The 19,746-nt window shown below is 41.3% G+C and carries 28 protein-coding genes and 2 pseudogenes; 4 read left to right on the top strand and 26 right to left on the bottom strand.

Features of this window, described 5'->3' with window-relative positions:
- Nucleotides 1–312 precede the first annotated feature (312 nt).
- Nucleotides 313–1,077: a polysaccharide deacetylase family sporulation protein PdaB gene (gene pdaB / locus ABVJ71_RS10440; RefSeq protein WP_353853974.1), complete on the top strand. Its 765-nt coding sequence runs from the start codon at nucleotides 313–315 to the stop codon at nucleotides 1,075–1,077.
- Here the strand turns inward: pdaB and ABVJ71_RS10445 are convergent.
- A complete protein-coding gene (locus ABVJ71_RS10445) occupies nucleotides 1,070–1,672 on the bottom strand; it encodes a KinB-signaling pathway activation protein (protein ID WP_353853975.1) in 603 nt (200 codons plus the stop codon). The genes pdaB and ABVJ71_RS10445 overlap by 8 nt on opposite strands.
- 90 nt (nucleotides 1,673–1,762) lie before the next feature.
- Between ABVJ71_RS10445 and gerD the strand changes: the two genes are divergently transcribed.
- Nucleotides 1,763–2,347, top strand: coding sequence for a spore germination lipoprotein GerD (gene gerD / locus ABVJ71_RS10450; protein WP_353853976.1), 585 nt, complete (start codon nucleotides 1,763–1,765; stop codon nucleotides 2,345–2,347).
- Between the two features lie 37 nt (nucleotides 2,348–2,384).
- On the opposite strand, the gene ABVJ71_RS10455 is transcribed toward gerD, so the two are convergent.
- The 3 genes from ABVJ71_RS10455 to ABVJ71_RS10465 form a co-directional block, all read right to left on the bottom strand.
- Nucleotides 2,385–3,443, bottom strand: coding sequence for a P-loop NTPase (locus tag ABVJ71_RS10455; protein ID WP_353853977.1), 1,059 nt, complete (start codon nucleotides 3,441–3,443; stop codon nucleotides 2,385–2,387).
- A 103-nt stretch (nucleotides 3,444–3,546) separates the two neighbouring features.
- Nucleotides 3,547–4,257: an N-acetylmuramoyl-L-alanine amidase CwlD gene (cwlD, locus tag ABVJ71_RS10460; protein WP_353853978.1), complete on the bottom strand. Its 711-nt coding sequence runs from the start codon at nucleotides 4,255–4,257 to the stop codon at nucleotides 3,547–3,549.
- A 58-nt stretch (nucleotides 4,258–4,315) separates the two neighbouring features.
- Complete coding sequence (locus tag ABVJ71_RS10465) at nucleotides 4,316–4,759, bottom strand: DUF2521 family protein (RefSeq protein ID WP_353853979.1); 444 nt, start codon at nucleotides 4,757–4,759, stop codon at nucleotides 4,316–4,318.
- Between the two features lie 153 nt (nucleotides 4,760–4,912).
- Between ABVJ71_RS10465 and ABVJ71_RS10470 the strand changes: the two genes are divergently transcribed.
- Nucleotides 4,913–5,473, top strand: coding sequence for a DUF4825 domain-containing protein (locus ABVJ71_RS10470; RefSeq protein ID WP_353853980.1), 561 nt, complete (start codon nucleotides 4,913–4,915; stop codon nucleotides 5,471–5,473).
- Between the two features lie 50 nt (nucleotides 5,474–5,523).
- Here the strand turns inward: ABVJ71_RS10470 and ABVJ71_RS10475 are convergent, their stop codons facing one another.
- Nucleotides 5,524–6,603: a serine hydrolase gene (locus ABVJ71_RS10475; protein WP_353853981.1), complete on the bottom strand. Its 1,080-nt coding sequence runs from the start codon at nucleotides 6,601–6,603 to the stop codon at nucleotides 5,524–5,526.
- A gap of 302 nt (nucleotides 6,604–6,905) precedes the next feature.
- On the opposite strand from ABVJ71_RS10475, the pseudogene ABVJ71_RS10480 reads away from it, so the two are divergent.
- Nucleotides 6,906–7,088 (top strand): annotated as a pseudogene (locus ABVJ71_RS10480) (hypothetical protein); the annotation flags it as partial.
- Between the two features lie 341 nt (nucleotides 7,089–7,429).
- Here the strand turns inward: ABVJ71_RS10480 and rpsI are convergent.
- The 21 genes and pseudogenes from rpsI to rplF all read right to left on the bottom strand — a co-directional run bounded on the left by rpsI (nucleotide 7,430) and on the right by rplF (nucleotide 19,718).
- On the bottom strand, nucleotides 7,430–7,822 hold the full coding sequence (gene rpsI, locus ABVJ71_RS10485) for a 30S ribosomal protein S9 (protein WP_353853982.1): 393 nt from the start codon (nucleotides 7,820–7,822) through the stop codon (nucleotides 7,430–7,432).
- Nucleotides 7,823–7,842: 20 nt separating this feature from the next.
- Entirely contained in the window at nucleotides 7,843–8,280 is a 438-nt protein-coding gene (gene rplM / locus ABVJ71_RS10490) for a 50S ribosomal protein L13 (protein ID WP_353853983.1), read from the bottom strand.
- A gap of 164 nt (nucleotides 8,281–8,444) precedes the next feature.
- Entirely contained in the window at nucleotides 8,445–9,188 is a 744-nt protein-coding gene (gene truA / locus ABVJ71_RS10495) for a tRNA pseudouridine(38-40) synthase TruA (protein ID WP_353853984.1), read from the bottom strand.
- 11 nt (nucleotides 9,189–9,199) lie between these two features.
- Nucleotides 9,200–9,997 carry an energy-coupling factor transporter transmembrane protein EcfT gene (locus ABVJ71_RS10500; protein WP_353853985.1) on the bottom strand — a complete coding sequence of 266 codons (798 nt, stop codon included), beginning with the start codon at nucleotides 9,995–9,997 and terminating at the stop codon, nucleotides 9,200–9,202.
- Nucleotides 9,994–10,863, bottom strand: a complete 870-nt coding sequence (locus tag ABVJ71_RS10505; RefSeq protein ID WP_353853986.1) for an energy-coupling factor ABC transporter ATP-binding protein — start codon at nucleotides 10,861–10,863, stop codon at nucleotides 9,994–9,996. Before ABVJ71_RS10505 ends, ABVJ71_RS10500 begins: the two co-directional genes overlap by 4 nt.
- Nucleotides 10,839–11,681: an energy-coupling factor ABC transporter ATP-binding protein gene (locus ABVJ71_RS10510; protein ID WP_353853987.1), complete on the bottom strand. Its 843-nt coding sequence runs from the start codon at nucleotides 11,679–11,681 to the stop codon at nucleotides 10,839–10,841. Before ABVJ71_RS10510 ends, ABVJ71_RS10505 begins: the two co-directional genes overlap by 25 nt.
- A gap of 124 nt (nucleotides 11,682–11,805) precedes the next feature.
- Nucleotides 11,806–12,168: a 50S ribosomal protein L17 gene (rplQ, locus tag ABVJ71_RS10515; protein WP_353853988.1), complete on the bottom strand. Its 363-nt coding sequence runs from the start codon at nucleotides 12,166–12,168 to the stop codon at nucleotides 11,806–11,808.
- 75 nt (nucleotides 12,169–12,243) lie between these two features.
- Entirely contained in the window at nucleotides 12,244–13,188 is a 945-nt protein-coding gene (locus ABVJ71_RS10520; RefSeq protein WP_353853989.1) for a DNA-directed RNA polymerase subunit alpha, read from the bottom strand.
- A 175-nt stretch (nucleotides 13,189–13,363) separates the two neighbouring features.
- Nucleotides 13,364–13,759, bottom strand: a complete 396-nt coding sequence (gene rpsK / locus ABVJ71_RS10525; RefSeq protein ID WP_026586050.1) for a 30S ribosomal protein S11 — start codon at nucleotides 13,757–13,759, stop codon at nucleotides 13,364–13,366.
- A gap of 20 nt (nucleotides 13,760–13,779) precedes the next feature.
- Entirely contained in the window at nucleotides 13,780–14,145 is a 366-nt protein-coding gene (gene rpsM / locus ABVJ71_RS10530) for a 30S ribosomal protein S13 (RefSeq protein WP_353853990.1), read from the bottom strand.
- 21 nt (nucleotides 14,146–14,166) lie between these two features.
- Complete coding sequence (rpmJ, locus tag ABVJ71_RS10535) at nucleotides 14,167–14,280, bottom strand: 50S ribosomal protein L36 (protein ID WP_003156543.1); 114 nt, start codon at nucleotides 14,278–14,280, stop codon at nucleotides 14,167–14,169.
- 31 nt (nucleotides 14,281–14,311) lie between these two features.
- Nucleotides 14,312–14,530, bottom strand: a complete 219-nt coding sequence (gene infA, locus ABVJ71_RS10540; protein ID WP_003178377.1) for a translation initiation factor IF-1 — start codon at nucleotides 14,528–14,530, stop codon at nucleotides 14,312–14,314.
- A pseudogene (locus tag ABVJ71_RS10545) lies at nucleotides 14,508–14,811 on the bottom strand (KOW domain-containing RNA-binding protein). The gene infA and the pseudogene ABVJ71_RS10545 overlap by 23 nt, the downstream one beginning before the upstream one ends.
- Before the next feature lie 37 nt (nucleotides 14,812–14,848).
- A complete protein-coding gene (gene map / locus ABVJ71_RS10550; RefSeq protein WP_353853991.1) occupies nucleotides 14,849–15,595 on the bottom strand; it encodes a type I methionyl aminopeptidase in 747 nt (248 codons plus the stop codon).
- Entirely contained in the window at nucleotides 15,592–16,245 is a 654-nt protein-coding gene (locus tag ABVJ71_RS10555) for an adenylate kinase (protein WP_034665602.1), read from the bottom strand. Before ABVJ71_RS10555 ends, map begins: the two co-directional genes overlap by 4 nt.
- A gap of 55 nt (nucleotides 16,246–16,300) precedes the next feature.
- On the bottom strand, nucleotides 16,301–17,593 hold the full coding sequence (gene secY, locus ABVJ71_RS10560) for a preprotein translocase subunit SecY (protein WP_353853992.1): 1,293 nt from the start codon (nucleotides 17,591–17,593) through the stop codon (nucleotides 16,301–16,303).
- A 1-nt stretch (nucleotide 17,594) separates the two neighbouring features.
- Nucleotides 17,595–18,035, bottom strand: a complete 441-nt coding sequence (rplO, locus tag ABVJ71_RS10565) for a 50S ribosomal protein L15 (protein WP_353853993.1) — start codon at nucleotides 18,033–18,035, stop codon at nucleotides 17,595–17,597.
- Nucleotides 18,036–18,065: 30 nt separating this feature from the next.
- Complete coding sequence (rpmD, locus tag ABVJ71_RS10570; RefSeq protein WP_003217067.1) at nucleotides 18,066–18,248, bottom strand: 50S ribosomal protein L30; 183 nt, start codon at nucleotides 18,246–18,248, stop codon at nucleotides 18,066–18,068.
- Nucleotides 18,249–18,261: 13 nt separating this feature from the next.
- Nucleotides 18,262–18,762 (bottom strand): 30S ribosomal protein S5, encoded by a 501-nt coding sequence (gene rpsE / locus ABVJ71_RS10575; RefSeq protein ID WP_007496332.1) that lies wholly within the window; start codon nucleotides 18,760–18,762, stop codon nucleotides 18,262–18,264.
- Between the two features lie 24 nt (nucleotides 18,763–18,786).
- Nucleotides 18,787–19,149, bottom strand: coding sequence for a 50S ribosomal protein L18 (rplR, locus tag ABVJ71_RS10580; RefSeq protein WP_353853994.1), 363 nt, complete (start codon nucleotides 19,147–19,149; stop codon nucleotides 18,787–18,789).
- A gap of 32 nt (nucleotides 19,150–19,181) precedes the next feature.
- A complete protein-coding gene (rplF, locus tag ABVJ71_RS10585) occupies nucleotides 19,182–19,718 on the bottom strand; it encodes a 50S ribosomal protein L6 (RefSeq protein WP_353853995.1) in 537 nt (178 codons plus the stop codon).
- Nucleotides 19,719–19,746 lie beyond the last annotated feature (28 nt).

Here is a 19,746-nt window from a genome sequence, read left to right on the forward strand (position 1 = left end):
AGGATTTTTTATCAAATCTCGAATGAACAGGTACGTTTTGTCTTGTTTAGTTTTCAAAGATCATCTTCACCGTTCTTAGCGACTTTAATAATGTAACATTTCGCTTCATCATATGTCAACAACTTTTTCAAGTTTATTTTCTGAAGCTTTTTGTGTCATTGTGTGTCAGAGACGATTAATAATATATCACGAAAACAATCTATTGGTCAACGTCTTTTTGAAACTTTTTTTGAAATAGTTTTGTTGTGCATTTCTAATCCTTGTTCCGCATACAATCAATTAACAATCTTGGACAAGGCAGGAGGATTTGAATTGAGTCGATTATATGTGTTGCCCATCAAACGGCTGAAGCAGATTGTCATTATTCTTGTAGCAGCCCTTGCAGCTGCAACCTTTTTTTATGTACAAAAGGCACCGCCGCTGTCCGTATTTAAAACAGAAAATGGACCGAGAGCAATTTATAAAGGAGAAACTTCATCAAAAAACGTTTCCTTTACTTTTAATATTGGGTGGGGAGATGAGAAAGCCGTTCCTATTCTAAACGTCCTTCGAGAGTACGATATGAAGAATGCCACTTTCTTTCTTTCCGCTTCTTGGGCAGAGCGTCATCCTGATATCGTAAAACGAATTAAGGAGGACGGGCATCAAATCGGCAGCCTTGGCTATGCTTATAAAAATTATAGCCAGCTTGAAGAAAGTGAAATGAAGCGAGATCTTGTTAGAGCGCAAAATGCATTCCAAAAGCTCGGGCTAGATGACATTTACCTATTAAGGCCACCAACTGGGCAATTTAATGAAACAGTATTGAAAATTGCAACACAGTACGGCTATACCGTTGTGCATTATAGCATCAACTCTCAAGATTGGCTGAACCCGGGCGTCGATCAGATTGTACACAATGTAAATGATCGATTGAAAAGCGGAGACATAGTTCTGTTTCACGCCTCAGATTCAGCGACTCAAACCGCTCAGGCATTACCAGCCATCCTTCAGCATTTAAAAGAGAAAAATTTAAAAAATGTCACAGTTGGCGAGCTCATCTCCAATACCAAATCAAAATCAACTGAAGTTAAGTAGCTTTTGCCTTTGAGAACCGCGGCATGGCTAACAACTGAAAAGCATTGCAGCCTAACAGCGGGAAAAGCATTAAATACAGCCAGTCCTCTTCATTGACTCTGAGCGCCGGGAACCACTCTAAGGACGTAATAACCACCATGAGAAATAGTGCGGAAATAAATGTTTTCTTTGAGGACTGCTGCTGTTTAAAATAAGCCACGATCAATGCAAACAAACCAATCAATACAGGCAGCCACAAGTATGGAAAGAATGATTCATTCTCCCCGAAAAATAAAAATCGTAAATAAGCTAAATCAAACAGTACAAAAATGACGAGAAACAGTTGAATGGAATTCCATAAAGAATGTGACCGGAAAATTTCCAGCGCAAACCGGTGCACCGTCAAAAAGACAACAAATCCCATTTGACTAATGACACTAAAGATCATCCCCACACCAACAAACCAAAATAGCACAGACGCAATCTCCAAGAATTCAAATGACACAAACAGCTTCTGATATTTCCCCCACTCCAGTGCAAAGCCAACCACGCTAGTAATAACTGCTCCAACAGCTAGAACAGAGAAGAAAAAACGAACTAATTCCCGACTTTTCATTAAATTAATCCAACCCCTATTTTTGTTATGTATAAATTCACGTGAAACATTCATATTAAAAGTAAGACATGTAACGAAAGGAGCCACAGTATGTCAAAAGGCATCTTGCGTATAATGAGCTGTTTTCTTCTTTTATCTCTAACAGCTTGTGCTCCCAAAACCCAATCCTCATCTCATATGGACTATGACGAAACAAAGAAAATGGTCGTCGATATTTTGAAAACAGATGACGGTAAAAAGGCCATTCAACAGTTATTAAATGACGAGGCAATGAATGAAGCTTTGGTTATGGATGAACAAACTGTGAAAACAACCATAGAGAAAACACTTACTTCAGATAAAGGCAAAGAGTTCTGGAAGAAGGTCTTTGAGGATTCTAAATTTGCCGAGACTTTCGCAAAATCCATGCAACAGCAACATGAAAAGATGTTAAAGCAGTTGATGAAGGATCCTGACTATCAACAAATGATGATGGATATACTGAAAGATCCTGAGATGGATAAGAAATATGGAGAGCTTGTCAAAAGCAAAGAATTCAGAAAGTACTTAGAAAAAGTCATTACTGAAACATTAAACAGCCCTCTTTATAAAAAGAAATTTGAAGATGAACTCAAAAAGGCTGCCACTGAAAATAGCGGTGATTCTGGCTCACAGGATCAAGGCAACGACAGCTAAAAATCACCCGAGTGCGCGAATTCCACTCGGGCTTTCACTATGCTTTAACCGCTAATTGTTCAATGACCTTATTGGCAATGCTTTGATAAACCTTCCCTGTTGGGTGGCTTGCCTCATAGACAGACGGAGCAAAGTCTTGTTCATTCCAATCAGGCTGCCTTAATGGAATTTGTCCAAGGACAGATACACGCAGTTCTTCAGCCAGCTTGTCGCCCCCGCCTTTGCCAAAGACATATTCCTTTTCACCCGTTTTTTTACTTTCGTAATAGCTCATATTCTCAACTACTCCAAGCACTTCATGATCTGTTTGCAATGCCATTGCGCCTGCTCTTGCAGCAACAAAGGCTGCCGTTGGATGCGGCGTTGTGACAATGATCTCCTTACAGCTTGGAAGCATCGTATGAATATCAAGCGCCACATCACCTGTTCCAGGCGGAAGATCTAATAGTAAGAAATCTAATTCTCCCCACTCGACTTCGTGGAAGAAGTTATTTAACATTTTACCAAGCATGGGTCCTCTCCAAATAACTGGTGCATTTTCTTCAACAAAAAAGCCCATTGAAATCACTTTTACACCAAAGCGTTCCACAGGTATAATTTTTTCCCCTTTGACTGTCGGTCTGACGGTAATTCCCATCATATCTGGTACACTAAAGCCATAAATATCAGCGTCAATTAACCCGACTTTTTTCCCTAAACGAGCAAGTGCCACAGCAAGGTTAACGGAAACAGTGGACTTACCAACGCCGCCCTTTCCGCTCGCAATCGCTAAAAAAACAGGTGGATTTTTTGAGTTGAGTAAGTTTTCTTCCTCTGCACGAGACGGCATGAATTTTTCGAGCGTCTCCTGAGGCAGTTCCTCAAAACGAAGTCCGACTGTTTTGACCCCTGCTGCCTTTAAGGATTGTACGATGTCTTGCTGCAGCTTCATCTGCTCAGCAGTGCCTGTTTTAGCAATGGCTACCTTTAAGCTCACATGCTCTTTTTCAGGCTTCATACTGATTTCCTTAATGGCATCCAGCTCACCAAGCGGTATATGAAGGAAAGGTTCGTCCATCTTCCCAACTAGTTTTCTCACATCATCTTGTCCGATCATAGCAGAACCTCACCCTTTATTGAATTCGTTTACAATTCAAGTATATCATACATATCCTTACAATGTCTGTCCTGTTTGCCTCATACCAAAAGGAAAAAGCCGCTTATTCAGGCGGCTTTTGCTCTGTTAAATATCTTAGAATTCCTTTATATATAGAGGCAGCAATTTGATCCTGATAAGTCGGTGTCGCAAGCTGACTCGCCTCTTTCGGGTTGGAGAGAAATCCGATTTCCACAAGCGCTCCTGGCTTCGTGACATTTTGCATCAAATAAATTCCGTTAATCCGCTTCGCTTTCCGATTAGTGTTTTCAAGATTTTTTCGCAATTCATCTTGAATAAACTTCGCCGCCTTTTCATTCTCCTCATACTTTCCATAAAAAAACGTTTGAGCACCGCTCCACTTATTTGATGGAATCGCATTTAAGTGAATACTTAAATAAAGATCAGCTTCAGACTCATTGATCACTTTCACGCGGTTTCTCAAGTCTTCCGCTTTCTTTCGGGCATACCCCTTTGTATTCTTTGAAGATAGATCTGAATCATCCTCACGGGTCATGAGTACAAGCGCTCCTTGCTCCTGCAAATAGTCACGTATCTTCATGGAGACATCAAGTGCAATCTCTTTTTCAAGCAAATCACCTCCAACAGCACCGCCATCTGGACCACCGTGACCCGGATCTAAATAGATGATCTTCCCACTTAGAGGTAAGTTCCATGATTTCCATGAATCATCATTTAAAAATTGAAATCTGAATAAGAATAAGAGGACAATAAACCCGATTAAAAACCCTGTCCACTTCAGCTTTCTTTTCATCCCTGTCCCTCCCATACGCCATTATTTTATAGATATGGGACAAGGGCTCAAAATATGCTTAGTGCAGCCGAAGCTTGTGTCTTTTTTCTGACTCACGAAAGCCTTCCTGCCACCATGTGTTCAGAAAGATCTCGGCAAAAGCATGAAGCGATGACGTCTTTATCTTGATATGAAACATATTGCCCCACGATTGAAGACAGCCCGTCAAATCCTCAATCAGCTCTTTCTCTTCTTGATACGAACGTTTTTTAATTTCTTCATAGGATTCCCCATGTTTGCTCGCTTCACCATATCTTCCACCTGCTAAATAAGCCTCAATCGCAAAATCAATACAGCCATCACTCATCATACCGGCTGGATCATCTGCAAATGGAAACACCTTTTTTGTTAACTTTTTAGAAGAGATCGTTACCTTTTGAAGAGACAAAGTACGTAAAAGTTTCTTCTCCAGCATGACATCCCTTTTGGTTTTCAATTGATAAAATGAAAGCACTTCTGCCATTGACTGAACTCCTTTTTTCTTTGTATTGTTCGTTGCTTTGAACAAAACATGCAGTTCAGTTAATGGAAATGGAGAAATCAGTGGTTTTTCGGAATTTAAATTGTGATAAAATGGAATTTTAATAATAGAAAGATTGGAAAAGGGGCAAAATAAATGACGAAATGGATGTATATCCTGCTGGTGCTAACAGTCATTCTATCCGCATGCAGCAGTCAAGCCGTTGAAAAAAAGAGCGACATCAAAGGAATTGAAGACACTTCCTTAAAACAGCTCACCACGCACAAGAATACATATCTCGGTGACAATTCAGCAATTGGTGCTATCTTATCAGATCTCCCAGGCGGAGTGATTCGAGAGTTTGACATCATTGCTGGAAAAGCATTAAAAGTAACGTATGGTATAAAGGAGAATTCTTCTTTAACAGAAGAACAGTTTGACGCATTTTGGTTTAATCAAAAAGACACCATTGAAAAAACGTATTTGTACAACGCAATGGCACTTTTTATCCTTATTAATAACGTACAAAAGGTTACCTTACAAATGAACTCGAGCGACGAGCCGTCCGTGACCTTCAATAGAACCCAACTAGAAAAGAAGCTGCCTCATTCCTTCCATACGTACAAAGACAATCCAAAGCTTTGGCAAAAGGAGCTTGTGGACGGTATAGTGAAGTCGAGAGAAAAACGCCAAACCTTGTACAGGCATTTTCGTTGAAGAAGTAATGTGAAAAACAGAGGGGCATACTCCCTTCTGTTTTTTGATCGTTATGAAGTGAAAGCCAGAATCAATCGTTGTCGAAACGCTTTATCCATCGCTAGGGTCACCACAAATTGATTGAAGATTCGTTCAATCCAGTATGAATTTTTTGCTTTTGGGTCATTGATAAAAAGTGAAATAGAAATAGATTTGGTATCAGTTCTTCGATATAAAGCAGAAGTAAAGCCAAACAATGTCGCCCCGCCTTTATACCAGAAAGAATGATCAGATTCAGCCTTCACTGTTTCCCCCAGCACGATTTGGCTGAAAAGACGTTTTTCTTCCTCTGTTAACAAATCGTCATTTAAACGTTTCATAAAATGGGCATATTGATTGGTCGTAGACTTCGTCAGTTTTTGTGCTAATAATGACTGAATGTGGAAACTTAATAAATTCTTTTTCTTCATCTTTTCTTCTAATGCCATTTTTCGCTCTGGATCATTTTTCATAATAGCGAAGATCTCGTTCATCAGTGTTTTGTATTGTTCATCGGATACACCGCTCATTTGCTTCAGTGCATCCCGCCGATGATTAGATACATAAGCTGACCACAAGAGCTTTGGCGTCAGCGGTATGAGTTCATCATGTTCTGTAAGGCCTGCACATGTCATCCGATCATTGATCTTTTTAAGACCGATTCGTTCAATTAGATAATCCGTACAGGCATTTGAACTGTATTGCATCATCCCTTTTGCTACATCTAACAAAGTAGCATTTTTAGAAAATTTGTTGACCTCCAGCCAATACTTGTGTGCACCGCCATCAGTCCTATCGATATAAAATCGCTCTAATTCGGACAACTCCACCATCTCATCCAAATTCAAATCGCCCTTCGATACTGCTTTGACGAAATGGAAGAGAACCAGCAATTTCACAGTACTTGCTAGAGGCGTTTTCCTATCAGCGTTCCAAGCTAACACAACATGTTCATTTTCAATAATCGTGACAGATAGGTTCTCTTTGTTTTTTTCCACATATTTCAGAAGATCCTCTTTTGTTTTCTTCATGTCTCTTTTATACAAAATGACTTGAATCGTTACGTAAAGAATGACTAAGCCTAACACAATGAAACCAATTTTGAGCAGCATCTTTTTCCCTCTCCAAGCAAAACAGAATATCACCATATCCAATATAACAAATATTTCAAATGAGGAAAAATATTATTATAATTTGACGGGTCTCCTTTTTATCTCACGAAACCCCCCCAGATCGCTCTGAGAGAAGTTTGAAGTGCAATTACGGTGATAATAAAAAGGTACAAGAATTGCTAGATAAGTTTTCTAGATAAGTTTTCAAGAAAAGGCACTATGTTAAAAAAAGGAGTCAAAGAAAGAATAGACTTTGGCAAAGTAATAGGAAAATACTATGATAAGATACTGGGAAGTATGTAGAGACTACTAATGGATTGGACCACGGTGATGTCAATTATATAGAATATGACGCCGTCGCATTTCAAGTAAATCATATTTTATCCCAACCCACTAATAATGACTGTAGTGTATATGATTGGTTAAGACAAGGAAAAAATTCCTTAATGGAAATTTCACTTTATGATGATATACCAAGTGCCTAGAGTTGAGGAAAACAGTCTGGTGATACATATGTTAGACAAAGACGGGTTAGTCCAAAAAACTGTTTCATTTACACTTGTCAGCAAACGCTCCCGCAGTGACCGCACGCCGTTAGCTACTGTTTTACGCCAAATGCGATTAAGGTTGTCAAACGCATTAGCCTGACCGTAAATACCGCACTATTACAAGTCCATATCCCTCTCAAGGAAGCGTCAGGTGGGTTAAGAACAAAGTTCTCTTTCATAATTACATTGACTTATAATAAATGTGGGGTGCGCTAGGTTTTCAAACAAACAAAAAGGCTTCCAAACCAAACGGTTTGAGAGCCTTGAATTGTTGATCATTAACGTTTCGAGAACTGAGGAGCTCTACGTGCGCCTTTAAGACCGTATTTCTTACGCTCTTTCATACGAGAGTCACGAGTAAGAAGTCCAGCACGTTTAAGTGGTTGACGGTACTCAGGATCTACTTCAAGAAGAGCACGAGAGATACCGTGACGGATTGCGCCAGCTTGACCAGAGAATCCACCACCGTGAACATTGACAAGAACATCGTAGCTGTTAGCTGTTTCTGTGATGTTCAAAGGCTGTTTCACGTCTTCGATTAAAGCAGCAAATGGAATGTATTCAGTAATTTCACGATTATTAACGACGATACGACCTTCACCTGGAACTAAGCGAACGCGCGCTACAGAACTTTTACGACGACCTGTACCGTAATATTGAACCTGTGCCAAATTGTTAACCTCCCTTTTAATTAACCGCGAAGTTCGTAAACTTCAGGTTGTTGTGCTTGATGTGGATGCTCAGAACCACGGTACACATTTAATTTTTTGAACATTTGACGACCTAATGGACCCTTTGGAAGCATACCTTTGATAGCAAGCTCCAACATTTTTTCAGGGTATTTTGTACGCATCTCAAGAGCAGTTCTTTGTTTCAAACCACCTGGGTGCATTGTGTGACGATAGTAAATTTTGTCCGTCAATTTCTTACCAGTCAATTCGATTTTCTCAGCATTGATGATGATGACGTGGTCACCTGTATCAACGTGTGGGGTATAAGTTGGTTTGTGCTTACCGCGCAAAAGTGATGCTACTTCAGTCGAAAGACGACCTAGAGTCTTGCCTGCCGCATCAACAACTAGCCATTTGCGCTCAATTGTGCTTGCGTTCGCCATTGGTGTTGTACGCATGAGTTTCCCTCCTAAATAAATCAATGATTTTTCCTTAAATCAAATGCTACGTTCTATTTCAAAACACAGATAAGTTTCCGGGGCTTATTTGTGGGGTTGAAATACATACCATATGATATCTTATAACTTTCTGCTTCCTGTGTCAAGAACATGTTACACCTGGTTTAGTTGTCATAGAAAACTTCCCATAAATACAGTCCATGACTAGGGGCAGTTTTGCCTGCCGCTTTGCGATTTCGGGCGGCAAGCATGGCTTTGACATCCTCAGGGCGAAATTTACCAGCTCCTACTTCAAGTAAGGTGCCAGCGATAATCCGCACCATGTTATATAGAAATCCGTTGCCTCTCACACGCATTTCAAGCCCATCTGACGCGTTTTTCCACTCAAGGGTATAAATAGTCCTCACCTTGTCTTGAACCTCTGTATTCGCCGCACAGAAGCTTGTGAAATCATACGTTCCTATTAGATAGGTGGCAGCCTCTTTCATTCGGTCTACATCCAGCCGGTAAGGGTAGTGACAGGCATAGTGTCTCATGAACACATTTTGGTGTGTTTCAGTGGAGACCACATAGCGGTACTCCTTTGATGCGACGCTAAATCTTGCATGAAAAGACTCGTCCACTTCCTCAGCCTTCAGAATGCGAATATCATCAGGCAGCAAGCTGTTCAGAGCAAATGGCCACCTTTCCATCGGGATTATCAGCGGGGTGTGAAAATGGATGACCTGACCCTTTGCATGCACACCGCTGTCTGTACGGCCTGAAGCCACGACAGAAATCGGTTCTGTTTGTTTATGCATCCTAGCAAGCGCTGACTCAAGCTCCGTTTGAACCGTTCGTTGTCCAGGCTGAACCTGATACCCTTTAAAATTTGTCCCATCGTAGGATACGATACATTTTACCTTCATCTAGGAATCACCTAATTTCTGAAAAGCACAAGAAGTGCTGTTAACAGGATGAATAGAAGCAAAGTAATTGTGTCTTTCATCCCCCAGACAAGCTGGCGGTATTTCGTACGCCCTTCTCCTCCGCGGTAGCCTCTCGCTTCCATTGCGGTCGCCAGTTCCTCGGCACGCTTAAACGCACTAACGAAGAGTGGAACGAGCAAAGGCACGATCGCCTTCAAGCGATCCTTCACAGGTCCACTTGTAAAATCTACGCCTCTCGCCATTTGGGCTTTCATGATTTTATCCGTCTCTTCAAGTAATGTCGGAATAAACCTTAGTGAGATGGACATCATGAGGGCAAGCTCGTGAACAGGGAGTTTGATTTTACGAAATGGATGGAGCAGCTTTTCCATACCATCAGTCACTTCGATAGGCGTTGTGGTTAATGTGAGAAGTGTCGTCATCATGATGAGATACACAAAACGTAGTGAAATGAAAACCCCCTGCTTTAAACCCTCTTCATAAATATTCAGGAAGCCAAAGTGGAATAACAGTGCGCCATCCTTCGTCATGAAGATATGCAGAATAAAAGTGAACAGAACAATCCAAAGAATCGGCTTCATTCCCTTGAGAATAAAATATATCGGCACCTGTGAGACCATGACCACAAGGAGTGTAAAAATCCCTAAAAGCCCGTAGGTGATATAGTTATTTGCAAAAAAGACAATAAAGACGAAAAAGAAAATAGACAACAGCTTTGTCCTTGGATCAAGACGATGGACAAAGGATGTACCTGGCACGTATTTGCCGATAATCATACTATCCATCATGATGTCGTTTCCTCCTGAAAAAGAGCTGTTAAGGCTTCCGCCATTTCCTCTATGGTGAGAAGCGGCTTTGGAAACGTGATACCTAATTTTTCTTCTACAGCCTGCTGGAATTTAATCGTTTCTGGCAGGTCAAGACCCAAGGAGGACATGTCTGTACGGTTGGCAAATAAGTCTCGCGGATATCCCGTCGCCTTTACGGTGCCTTTATGCATCACAATCATTTGATCCGCATAATGGGCAGCATCTTCCATACTATGTGTCACAAGGATCGTTGTGAGGTTGGCTTTTTGATGAAGCTCATAGAACATGTCCATGATCTCTTTTCGGCCGCGTGGGTCAAGACCCGCTGTCGGTTCATCCAACACAAGTACCTCTGGCTCCATCGCTAGTACACCTGCAATCGCCACACGCCTCATTTGACCCCCGCTTAGTTCAAAAGGAGATCGAGACAGTAAGGATTCAGGAAGACCCACCAATTTCATCATTTCCTTCGCTTTGGCTTCTGCCTGCTTCTCTGGAACGCCGAAATTCATAGGTCCAAAGCAAATATCCTTGAGAATGGTTTCCTCAAATAGTTGATGCTCAGGAAACTGAAAGACAATACCTACTTTCTTACGAAGGGATTTCATGTTCTTTTGCTTTTTATTTGCTTGTAACACAGTGTCCCCAAGCGCAATACTTCCTTTCGTCGGTTTGAGCAGACCATTTAGGTGTTGAAGAAGTGTAGACTTGCCAGAACCCGTATGACCAATGACAGCCACATAGCTGCCTTCTTTGATGGAAGCATTGACATCATATAAAGCAAGACGCTCAAACGGCGTTTTCATTTGATAACGATGCTCTAGATCTTTGATCGTAATGTCCATAGCTCTTTCACCAATCCTTCTTGTGTCAAATGGGCATTTGCAAGCGGCACACCTTGCTGCTTCAATTTTTTGCTCAAACGATAGGAAAATGGCAGGTCAAGTCCGATTTGAATTAACTGTTCATCTAGTTCAAAGATTTCTTCTGGTGTCCCCTCAGCGAACTTCTTTCCACCATCCATGACAATGATACGATCTGCCTTAGCGGCTTCGTCTAAATCATGTGTAATGGAAATGACTGTGACCGTCCCTTGTTTTTTCAGCATCCTGACGGTTTCTAACACTTCTTCACGGCCAATCGGATCAAGCATAGATGTTGCTTCGTCCAAGATCATGATGTCAGGGCTTGCGGCAAGCACACCTGCAATCGCTACCCTCTGCTTTTGCCCACCTGATAGATGGTGCGGCTCTTGATCAAGAAATTCCTGCATATTGACCTGCTTCACAGCCCAATCTACACGTTCTATCATTAATTCCCGCTCAACCCCGTTATTTTCTAAACCAAAAGCCACATCATCACGAACAGTTGAGCCAACAAATTGGTTATCTGGATTTTGAAAGACCATTCCGACCTTTTTACGAATATCCCAAATATGTTCTTCTTTCAGCTCAATCTCTCCCACCTTAACAGTTCCAGCATCCGGTAAAATGAGCCCATTCAATACACGGGCAAGTGTGGATTTACCTGAACCGTTATGACCAACAATGGCGAGCCATTCATTTTGATTCACATGCAATGACACTTGATCTAAAGCAGGCTTCTCCGCATCTTTGTGATAACGAAATACAACATTTTTTACGTCAATTAATGTCTTCCCCATCTCTGCCGGACCTCCTCTCAGCTCAACCTCTTCTTTACTTGTTCAACAAAACCCGCAGTACCTAAAAAAGGGCATAGATCCAGTTATGAACTGTCCCGCCCTTTCTTAGATACACAATATGTGATTAAACTAATTCAATGACAGCCATTGGTGCACCATCGCCGCGACGAGGTCCAAGCTTCATGATACGAGTGTATCCGCCTTGGCGATCTTCGTAGCGAGTTGCAACGTCAGTGAACAATTTTTGAAGTGCATCTTGGTTTGTTTCAGCGTTAGCTACTTCATTACGAATGTAAGCTGCCGCTTGACGGCGAGCATGGAGATCTCCGCGTTTGCCAAGAGTGATCATTTTTTCAACAACAGAGCGAAGTTCTTTCGCACGTGTTTCAGTTGTTTCAATGCGTTCGTTGATGATCAAATCAGTCGTTAAGTCACGAAGCATTGCTTTACGTTGTGCACTAGTGCGTCCTAGCTTTCTGTATGCCATGTGATGTCCCCTCCTTAATTAGAGATACTGTATAAATAAAAAACACACGAAAATCCTAGTTCACAATGAAACTAGTCAATCGTCTTTACGAAGACCTAGTCCAAGTTCGTCTAGTTTCGCTTTTACTTCTTCAAGAGATTTACGTCCAAGGTTACGAACTTTCATCATATCCTCTTCTGTCTTGTTAGCAAGCTCTTGAACAGTGTTAATACCCGCACGCTTCAAACAGTTGTAAGAACGAACAGAAAGATCAAGCTCTTCAATTGTCATTTCAAGTACTTTTTCTTTTTGGTCTTCTTCTTTTTCAACCATGATTTCAGCATGCTGCGCTTCGTCAGTTAAACCAACGAAAATATTAAGGTGTTCAGTTAAAATCTTAGAACCTAGAGCGATCGCTTCTTTCGGTCCTGTGCTTCCATCAGTCCATACATCTAGTGTTAATTTATCATAGTTTGTGATTTGCCCAACACGGGTGTTCTCCACTTGATATGTCACACGAGATACAGGTGTATAGATTGAGTCAATCGGAATCACACCGATTGGCTGATCGTCTCTTTTGTTTGCATCAGCAGGAGTATATCCGCGACCTCTTTGAGCCGTTAAACGAACACGGAAACTCGCATTCTTGCCAAGAGTTGCGATGTGAAGATCTGGATTTAAGATTTCAATATCGCTGTCGTGTGTAATATCAGCTGCTGTAACAGCACCTTCATCTTGTACATCAATTTCAAGCGTCTTCTCTTCTTCAGAGTAGATTTTGAGTGCAAGCTTTTTAATGTTTAAGATAATCGTTGTAACATCTTCAACCACGCCTTCGATCGTTGAGAATTCGTGTAAGACACCATCTATCTGGATCGATGTTACAGCTGCACCAGGAAGTGAGGATAAAAGGATACGACGAAGGGAGTTCCCTAAAGTGGTACCATATCCACGCTCAAGTGGCTCTACGACAAACTTGCCATACTTGGCATCGTCGCTGATTTCAACCGTTTCGATTTTTGGTTTTTCAATTTCGATCATCTAATAAAACCCTCCTTCAAAACGTCGAAACCTCGAATAGAATCATATGAGATTCCATCCGAAATTCCTCATTGTTTAGTCCCGTATGTGCTTAGGCAACGAGTCGTGTATTCGTCTCATAAATAACTGTATCATAACCCATTATTGACAGGGACACAAAATCTATACAAACAAACTACACGCGACGACGTTTTGGCGGACGGCATCCGTTATGAGGAACTGGAGTTACGTCTCTGATTGCAGTAACCTCAAGACCTGCAGCTTGAAGCGCACGAATTGCGGCTTCACGACCAGAACCAGGACCTTTAACAGTTACTTCAAGTGTTTTAAGACCGTGTTCAATTGATCCTTTAGCAGCAGTTTCAGCAGCCATTTGTGCAGCGAAAGGAGTAGATTTACGAGAACCTCTAAAACCTAATGCACCAGCACTTGACCAAGAAATTGCGTTTCCATGAACATCAGTAATCGTTACAATCGTGTTGTTGAAAGTGGAACGGATATGAGCGATTCCAGATTCAATATTCTTTTTCACGCGACGTTTACGCGTATTTGATTTACGAGCAGCAGCCATTCTTTAACTACCTCCTTTACTTATTTTTTCTTGTTAGCTACAGTTCGACGCGGACCTTTACGAGTACGCGCGTTGTTTTTTGTGTTTTGTCCACGAACAGGAAGTCCTCTACGATGACGGATTCCGCGGTAGCTTCCGATTTCAATTAGACGCTTAATGTTAAGTGAAACTTCACGACGAAGGTCACCTTCTACTTTAAGTTTGTCAATAATATCACGGATTTTACTAAGTTCGTCTTCAGTTAAATCGCGAACGCGAGTGTCTTCAGAAACACCTGCTTCTTTAAGAATTTGTTGAGCAGTCGTACGACCAATTCCAAAAACATATGTTAAAGAAATGACAACACGCTTATCACGTGGAATATCTACACCAGCAATACGAGCCATGATTTGGGCACCTCCTTGTTATTAGCCTTGTTTTTGTTTATGTTTTGGGTTTTCACAGATCACCATTACTTTTCCTTTTCTGCGAATCACTTTACATTTTTCACAGATAGGTTTAACAGATGGTCTCACTTTCATGTGTTTCCAACCTCCTTCTTCCGGAGTTGCTTTATTTGTAACGGTACGTAATTCTACCACGAGTTAAGTCATATGGAGATAATTCTACCGTAACTTTGTCTCCAGGTAAAATGCGAATGAAGTGCATACGGATTTTTCCTGATACATGCGCCAAAACTGTATGACCATTCTCTAGTTCAACTTTGAACATTGCGTTTGGCAAAGTTTCAACTACAGTACCTTCCACTTCAATTACATCGTCTTTCGCCATTCAAGTGTTCTCCCTTCTTCAAATCAGTAACTTGCTCTCTGACAAATTTCAAACGAGACTATCTCATTTTTTCATTTGTCACCCGACCTGTTTTGAATATACTGTTCTGAACTTCCGGAGATACGCAATCATAAAAGGTTAAATGATTGATCTTTTTTTCTTAGGAGAATGAAATTTACGCTTTTCTCCGTCTGCGATTAGTACATGGCGACATCGGAAATTCCGATGACTGCATACTGATCTTGTTCTTTTCCTTGGACTATACGGACAACCTGCCCGATTTGGGCATGAAAGGCTTTCGCTTTAGGCTCATAAAACCTAAACCTTAGTCAGTATATCAAAACCTGTATCTGTAATCGCAATTGTATGCTCAAAATGAGCACACTTTTTCCCATCAACCGTTACAACCGTCCAGTTATCAGCCAATGTTTTCACATACCGGCTGCCTGCGTTCACCATCGGTTCGATGGCCAACACCATTCCAGGTTTTAACCGCGGGCCTTTGTTAGGCGGACCATAATGAGGAATTTGAGGGTCCTCATGAAGATCCTGTCCGACCCCATGTCCAACATATTCTCTAACAACTGAGAAATTCTCACCTTCAACATACGTTTGTATAGCATGGGAAATGTTTGACAGACGTTCACCCGGCTTTGCTTCCTGTAAGCCTTTATATAGAGATTGCTCTGTGACTTCCAGTAGTTTGCGGTCCTCATCACTGATTACCCCAACTGGATAAGTCCAAGCAGAGTCACCATGATAACCATTTAACTTTGCGCCGATATCAATACTAATGATGTCTCCATCACGTAAAACCCGTTTACTAGGAATACCATGAACGAGTTCTTCATTCACCGAAACGCAAATGCTCCCGCGAAACCCATTATACCCTTTAAAAGATGGGATTGCACCCTGCTTTGTAATAAAACGTTCGGCAATTTGATCCAATTCTTTTGTCGAAATACCTGGTTTTATGTGTTTCTTAAGCTCTTCATGAGTCAGTGCGACAATACGTCCAGCTTCTCTCATAATCTCAAGCTCGCGAGGAGTTTTACAGATGATCATTTATTTAATCCTCCAAGCAGGTTCTTGATATCTGCATATACGTCGTTAATGTGCTTCGCACCATCAATGTTTGCAAGATATCCTTTTTCTGAATAGAAATTCAGTAAAGGTTCCGTCTGCTTTAAGTTTACTTCAAGTCTAGTCGAAACGGTTTCTGCATTATCATCTGCACGTTGATAAAGCTCTCCTCCACACTTGTCACAAACATTTTCTTTCGCAGGTGGATTGAAAACTAAGTGATACGTAGCTCCGCAATTTTTGCAAATTCTTCGGCCAGTCAGACGCTCCATCAAAGCATCTTTATCGACTTTAATATTAATGACATAATCAATCGTTCTGCCAAGGTCTTTTAGAATTTCTTCTAAAGCTTCAGCCTGAGCAACTGTTCGCGGAAATCCGTCCAGAAGAAAACCTTGTTCACAATCATTCTTGCCAAGTCTTTCTCTTACAATACCGATTGTGACCTCATCAGGAACAAGCTCTCCTTTATCAATAAAGGATTTTGCTTCGAGCCCAAGTTGTGTCTCCTCTTTCATAGCAGCACGGAACATATCTCCTGTTGAGATATGAGGGATCCCATAATCATCCACAATTCGTTCTGCCTGAGTGCCTTTACCAGCACCCGGAAGCCCCATTAAGACTAAGTTCATTTCGGATTTCCCCTTCCTTACTTAAAGAGGTTGGGCAACAGCCCATCCCTCTGTTTTATTTCATAAATCCACGGTAGTTTCGTTTCACTAATTGGCTTTCAAGTTGTTTCATTGTTTCAAGTGCAACACCTACAACAATGAGAAGACTTGTGCCGCCAATTTGTGCAGCGGAAGGTAATCCAGCGAATTGAATGAAAAAGATAGGAAGTATTGAAATCACGGCTAAGAAAATGGCACCCACAAATGTGAGTCGGTACAAAATGCTCGTAATTCTATCTTGAGTCATTTTCCCTGGACGAACTCCCGGGATATAGCCACCCTGCTTTTGCAGATTTTCAGCCATTTGTTCAGGGTTTACTTGGACAAAGGCATAAAAATATGTGAAAGCAACAATCAGTGCTACATAAATCGTCATACCGATTGGCTTAGTATAGTCAAAGTTGTTTGTAATCCAAGTTGTCACATTATTGGTTCCGAAGAACGATGCGATCGTTTGCGGAGTAATAATGAAAGAAACGGCAAAGATGACTGGAATCACCCCTGCTGGATTCACTTTCAATGGAAGGTGCGTTGCTTGACTAGCAGACATTTGTGCACGGCCAGTTCCTTTTGAATATTGAATCGCAATTTTTCGCACTGCCATTTGGACGTAAATAACACAAACAACAATCACAAGAATTGCAAGTATAATAAGCGCAACTTTAAGGATTTGCAAGAATAGCTGTCCATCTGCACCTACAAATTGCTGAGCGTACACTTGTTTTAATGTTTGAGGGATACCCGCGATGATACCGGAAAAGATAATAATCGAAATACCGTTACCAACACCATGAGCAGTAATCTGCTCACCGAGCCACATTAAAAATGCTGTTCCTGCAGTGAGTACAACCGCAATTAAGAGGTACGTTGTCACACCAGAGTTTTCAATCAGCATGCCTCCTGCCATATTGTTGAACCCATATGACATTCCTAAAGCTTGGATAAATCCTAGAACAATTGTAAAATACCTAGTGAATTGTGCTAATTTTCGGCGGCCAACCTCTCCCTGCTTTGACCACTCAGTAAACTTCGGAACAACATCCATCTGCAAGAGTTGGATGATGATCGAAGCGGTGATATACGGCATAATCCCCATTGCGAGAATGGAGAATTTGAAAAGTGCCCCTCCCCCAAACGTGTTGAGGATTCCGAAAACACTCATTTGATCCTGTGCCTGGAGAACATCGGCGTTCACATTAGGCACAGGGATGAAAGCACCTATACGAAAGACGACTAACATTAAAAGTGTGAATATAATCTTATTCCGTATATCTTTCACGCGCACAAAATTGGAGATTGTCTTAAACAAGTTAGATCACCTCGGCTGTACCGCCAGCAGCTTCAATCGCTTCTTTCGCAGAAGCAGAGAATTTATTGGCTTTTACAGTTAATTTTTTTTCTAATTTACCGTTGCCAAGAATTTTAACTCCTGCTTTTAACTTGCTTATTATACCAGTCTCTAGAAGAAGTTCAGGAGTGACTTCCGTTCCTTCGTCAAAACTGTTTAATTTGTCTAAGTTGATTACCGCATAATCTTTACGGTTGATGTTTGTAAAACCACGTTTTGGAAGGCGTTGGAATAAAGGCATTTGTCCACCTTCGAAACCAGGGCGTACACCGCCACCAGAACGAGCGTTTTGACCTTTATGACCTTTACCAGAAGTTTTACCGTTACCTGATCCAATACCACGACCAACACGGTTACGTACTTTACGTGAACCTTCTGAAGGCTTCAATTCATGAAGTTTCATTTGGGCACCTCCTTATCGATTATATATGTTTTATTGTTCTTTAACAGAGACTAAATGAGACACTTTGTTAATCATGCCGCGGATCGCTGCATTGTCTTCATGTACGACTGTTTGGTTTGTTTTCTTAAGACCAAGAGTACGAACAGTGACACGCTGATCTTCAGGGCGACCGATAACACTGCGTTTGAGGGTAATTTCTAATTTATTTGCCATTATTGTTCCCTCCTTATCCTAACAGGTCTTCTACAGATTTTCCACGAAGCTTCGCTACATCTTCAGCACGTTTAAGCTCACTTAAACCTTGAAGTGTTGCACGAATCATGTTGATCGGTGTGTTAGAACCTAGAGATTTAGAAAGGATATCAGCTAGACCAGCAAGCTCAAGTACTGCACGCACTGGGCCTCCAGCGATAACTCCTGTACCTTCTGAAGCAGGTTTTAATAAGACGTTTCCTGCACCGAATCGACCGATGATTTCGTGTGGAATTGTAGTTCCAACCATTGGTACTTCAATTAAATTCTTTTTCGCATCTTCAACAGCTTTGCGGATCGCTTCTGGTACTTCTTGTGCTTTACCAGTACCGAATCCTACATGACCGTTTTTGTCACCGACAACAACTAAAGCTGCAAAACGGAAACGACGTCCACCTTTAACAACTTTCGCTACGCGGTTAACCGTAACTAAGCGTTCTTCTAACTCTAATTTGCTTGGGTCAATACGACTCATTCGGATGTGTCCCTCCTTCTTTTATTAAAATTTAAGTCCAGCCTCACGAGCAGCTTCAGCTAGAGCTTTCACACGTCCATGATATAGATATCCTCCGCGGTCAAATACAACGTTAGAAATCCCTTTTTCAACAGCACGTTTTGCAACAAGTTCGCCAACTTTAGTAGCAGCTGCTGTGTCAGATCTATTCTCGATTTTTAACTCTTTATCAAGAGTAGAAGCACTTACAAGTGTTACACCTTTTACGTCATCAATTACTTGAGCGTAGATATTCTTGTTAGAACGAAAAACGTTAAGACGAGGTCTTTCAGCAGTACCTGAAAGTTTCGCGCGAACACGAGCATGTCTTTTAAGACGAGTAGCATTCTTGCTAGTTTTCGTAATCATCCGAGTCACTCCTTTCTTCACTTTAAGCGATCTTACTTACCAGTTTTTCCTTCTTTACGGCGAACAAATTCACCTTCGTAACGAATTCCTTTACCTTTGTAAGGCTCTGGAGAACGGACAGCGCGGATGTTAGCAGCAATAGCTCCTACACGCTCTTTATCAATACCTTTAACAATTATTTTCGTTTGAGATGGAACTTCGATTTCAACTCCAGCCTCAGGAACGATTTCAACTGGGTGAGAGTATCCAACGTTAAGGACAAGTTTGTTGCCAGATTTAGCAGCACGGTAACCGACACCGATAAGTTCTAAACCTCTTTCAAAACCTTTAGATACACCTTCAACCATGTTAGCAAGCAAGCTGCGTGTTGTACCATGCAGTGCACGATGTTCTTTATGATCAGACGGACGGCTTACAGTTAAGACGTTGTCCTCAATTTTAATTTCCATATCAGGGTGAAACGTACGAGTTAGTTCACCTTTTGGTCCCTTTACTGTCACTGTGTTATTGTTGTTTGTCACAGTCACACCTGAAGGGATCTCAAGTAGTTTTTTACCTACGCGAGACATACCAAGCACCTCCATTCATCTTAAACTT

This window comes from Bacillus sp. Bos-x628 (assembly GCF_040500475.1).
Classification (GTDB): domain Bacteria; phylum Bacillota; class Bacilli; order Bacillales; family Bacillaceae; genus Bacillus; species Bacillus maqinnsis.

What these genes read in the sequence shown, in the direction of transcription:
- ABVJ71_RS10445 (WP_353853975.1), bottom strand. Translation starts at nt 1,672, where the DNA reads ATGAAAAGTCGGGAATTAGTTCGTTTTTTCTTCTCTGTTCTAGCTGTT.
- gerD (WP_353853976.1), top strand. Translation starts at nt 1,763, where the DNA reads ATGTCAAAAGGCATCTTGCGTATAATGAGCTGTTTTCTTCTTTTATCT.
- ABVJ71_RS10455 (WP_353853977.1), bottom strand. Translation starts at nt 3,443, where the DNA reads ATGATCGGACAAGATGATGTGAGAAAACTAGTTGGGAAGATGGACGAA.
- cwlD (WP_353853978.1), bottom strand. Translation starts at nt 4,257, where the DNA reads ATGAAAAGAAAGCTGAAGTGGACAGGGTTTTTAATCGGGTTTATTGTC.
- ABVJ71_RS10465 (WP_353853979.1), bottom strand. Translation starts at nt 4,759, where the DNA reads ATGGCAGAAGTGCTTTCATTTTATCAATTGAAAACCAAAAGGGATGTC.
- ABVJ71_RS10470 (WP_353853980.1), top strand. Translation starts at nt 4,913, where the DNA reads ATGACGAAATGGATGTATATCCTGCTGGTGCTAACAGTCATTCTATCC.
- ABVJ71_RS10475 (WP_353853981.1), bottom strand. Translation starts at nt 6,603, where the DNA reads ATGCTGCTCAAAATTGGTTTCATTGTGTTAGGCTTAGTCATTCTTTAC.
- rplM (WP_353853983.1), bottom strand. Translation starts at nt 8,280, where the DNA reads ATGCGTACAACACCAATGGCGAACGCAAGCACAATTGAGCGCAAATGG.
- truA (WP_353853984.1), bottom strand. Translation starts at nt 9,188, where the DNA reads ATGAAGGTAAAATGTATCGTATCCTACGATGGGACAAATTTTAAAGGG.
- ABVJ71_RS10500 (WP_353853985.1), bottom strand. Translation starts at nt 9,997, where the DNA reads ATGATGGATAGTATGATTATCGGCAAATACGTGCCAGGTACATCCTTT.
- ABVJ71_RS10505 (WP_353853986.1), bottom strand. Translation starts at nt 10,863, where the DNA reads ATGGACATTACGATCAAAGATCTAGAGCATCGTTATCAAATGAAAACG.
- ABVJ71_RS10510 (WP_353853987.1), bottom strand. Translation starts at nt 11,681, where the DNA reads ATGGGGAAGACATTAATTGACGTAAAAAATGTTGTATTTCGTTATCAC.
- rplQ (WP_353853988.1), bottom strand. Translation starts at nt 12,168, where the DNA reads ATGGCATACAGAAAGCTAGGACGCACTAGTGCACAACGTAAAGCAATG.
- ABVJ71_RS10520 (WP_353853989.1), bottom strand. Translation starts at nt 13,188, where the DNA reads ATGATCGAAATTGAAAAACCAAAAATCGAAACGGTTGAAATCAGCGAC.
- rpsK (WP_026586050.1), bottom strand. Translation starts at nt 13,759, where the DNA reads ATGGCTGCTGCTCGTAAATCAAATACGCGTAAACGTCGCGTGAAAAAG.
- rpsM (WP_353853990.1), bottom strand. Translation starts at nt 14,145, where the DNA reads ATGGCTCGTATTGCTGGTGTAGATATTCCACGTGATAAGCGTGTTGTC.
- rpmJ (WP_003156543.1), bottom strand. Translation starts at nt 14,280, where the DNA reads ATGAAAGTGAGACCATCTGTTAAACCTATCTGTGAAAAATGTAAAGTG.
- infA (WP_003178377.1), bottom strand. Translation starts at nt 14,530, where the DNA reads ATGGCGAAAGACGATGTAATTGAAGTGGAAGGTACTGTAGTTGAAACT.
- map (WP_353853991.1), bottom strand. Translation starts at nt 15,595, where the DNA reads ATGATCATCTGTAAAACTCCTCGCGAGCTTGAGATTATGAGAGAAGCT.
- ABVJ71_RS10555 (WP_034665602.1), bottom strand. Translation starts at nt 16,245, where the DNA reads ATGAACTTAGTCTTAATGGGGCTTCCGGGTGCTGGTAAAGGCACTCAG.
- rplO (WP_353853993.1), bottom strand. Translation starts at nt 18,035, where the DNA reads ATGAAACTTCATGAATTGAAGCCTTCAGAAGGTTCACGTAAAGTACGT.
- rpmD (WP_003217067.1), bottom strand. Translation starts at nt 18,248, where the DNA reads ATGGCAAATAAATTAGAAATTACCCTCAAACGCAGTGTTATCGGTCGC.
- rpsE (WP_007496332.1), bottom strand. Translation starts at nt 18,762, where the DNA reads ATGAGTCGTATTGACCCAAGCAAATTAGAGTTAGAAGAACGCTTAGTT.
- rplR (WP_353853994.1), bottom strand. Translation starts at nt 19,149, where the DNA reads ATGATTACGAAAACTAGCAAGAATGCTACTCGTCTTAAAAGACATGCT.
- rplF (WP_353853995.1), bottom strand. Translation starts at nt 19,718, where the DNA reads ATGTCTCGCGTAGGTAAAAAACTACTTGAGATCCCTTCAGGTGTGACT.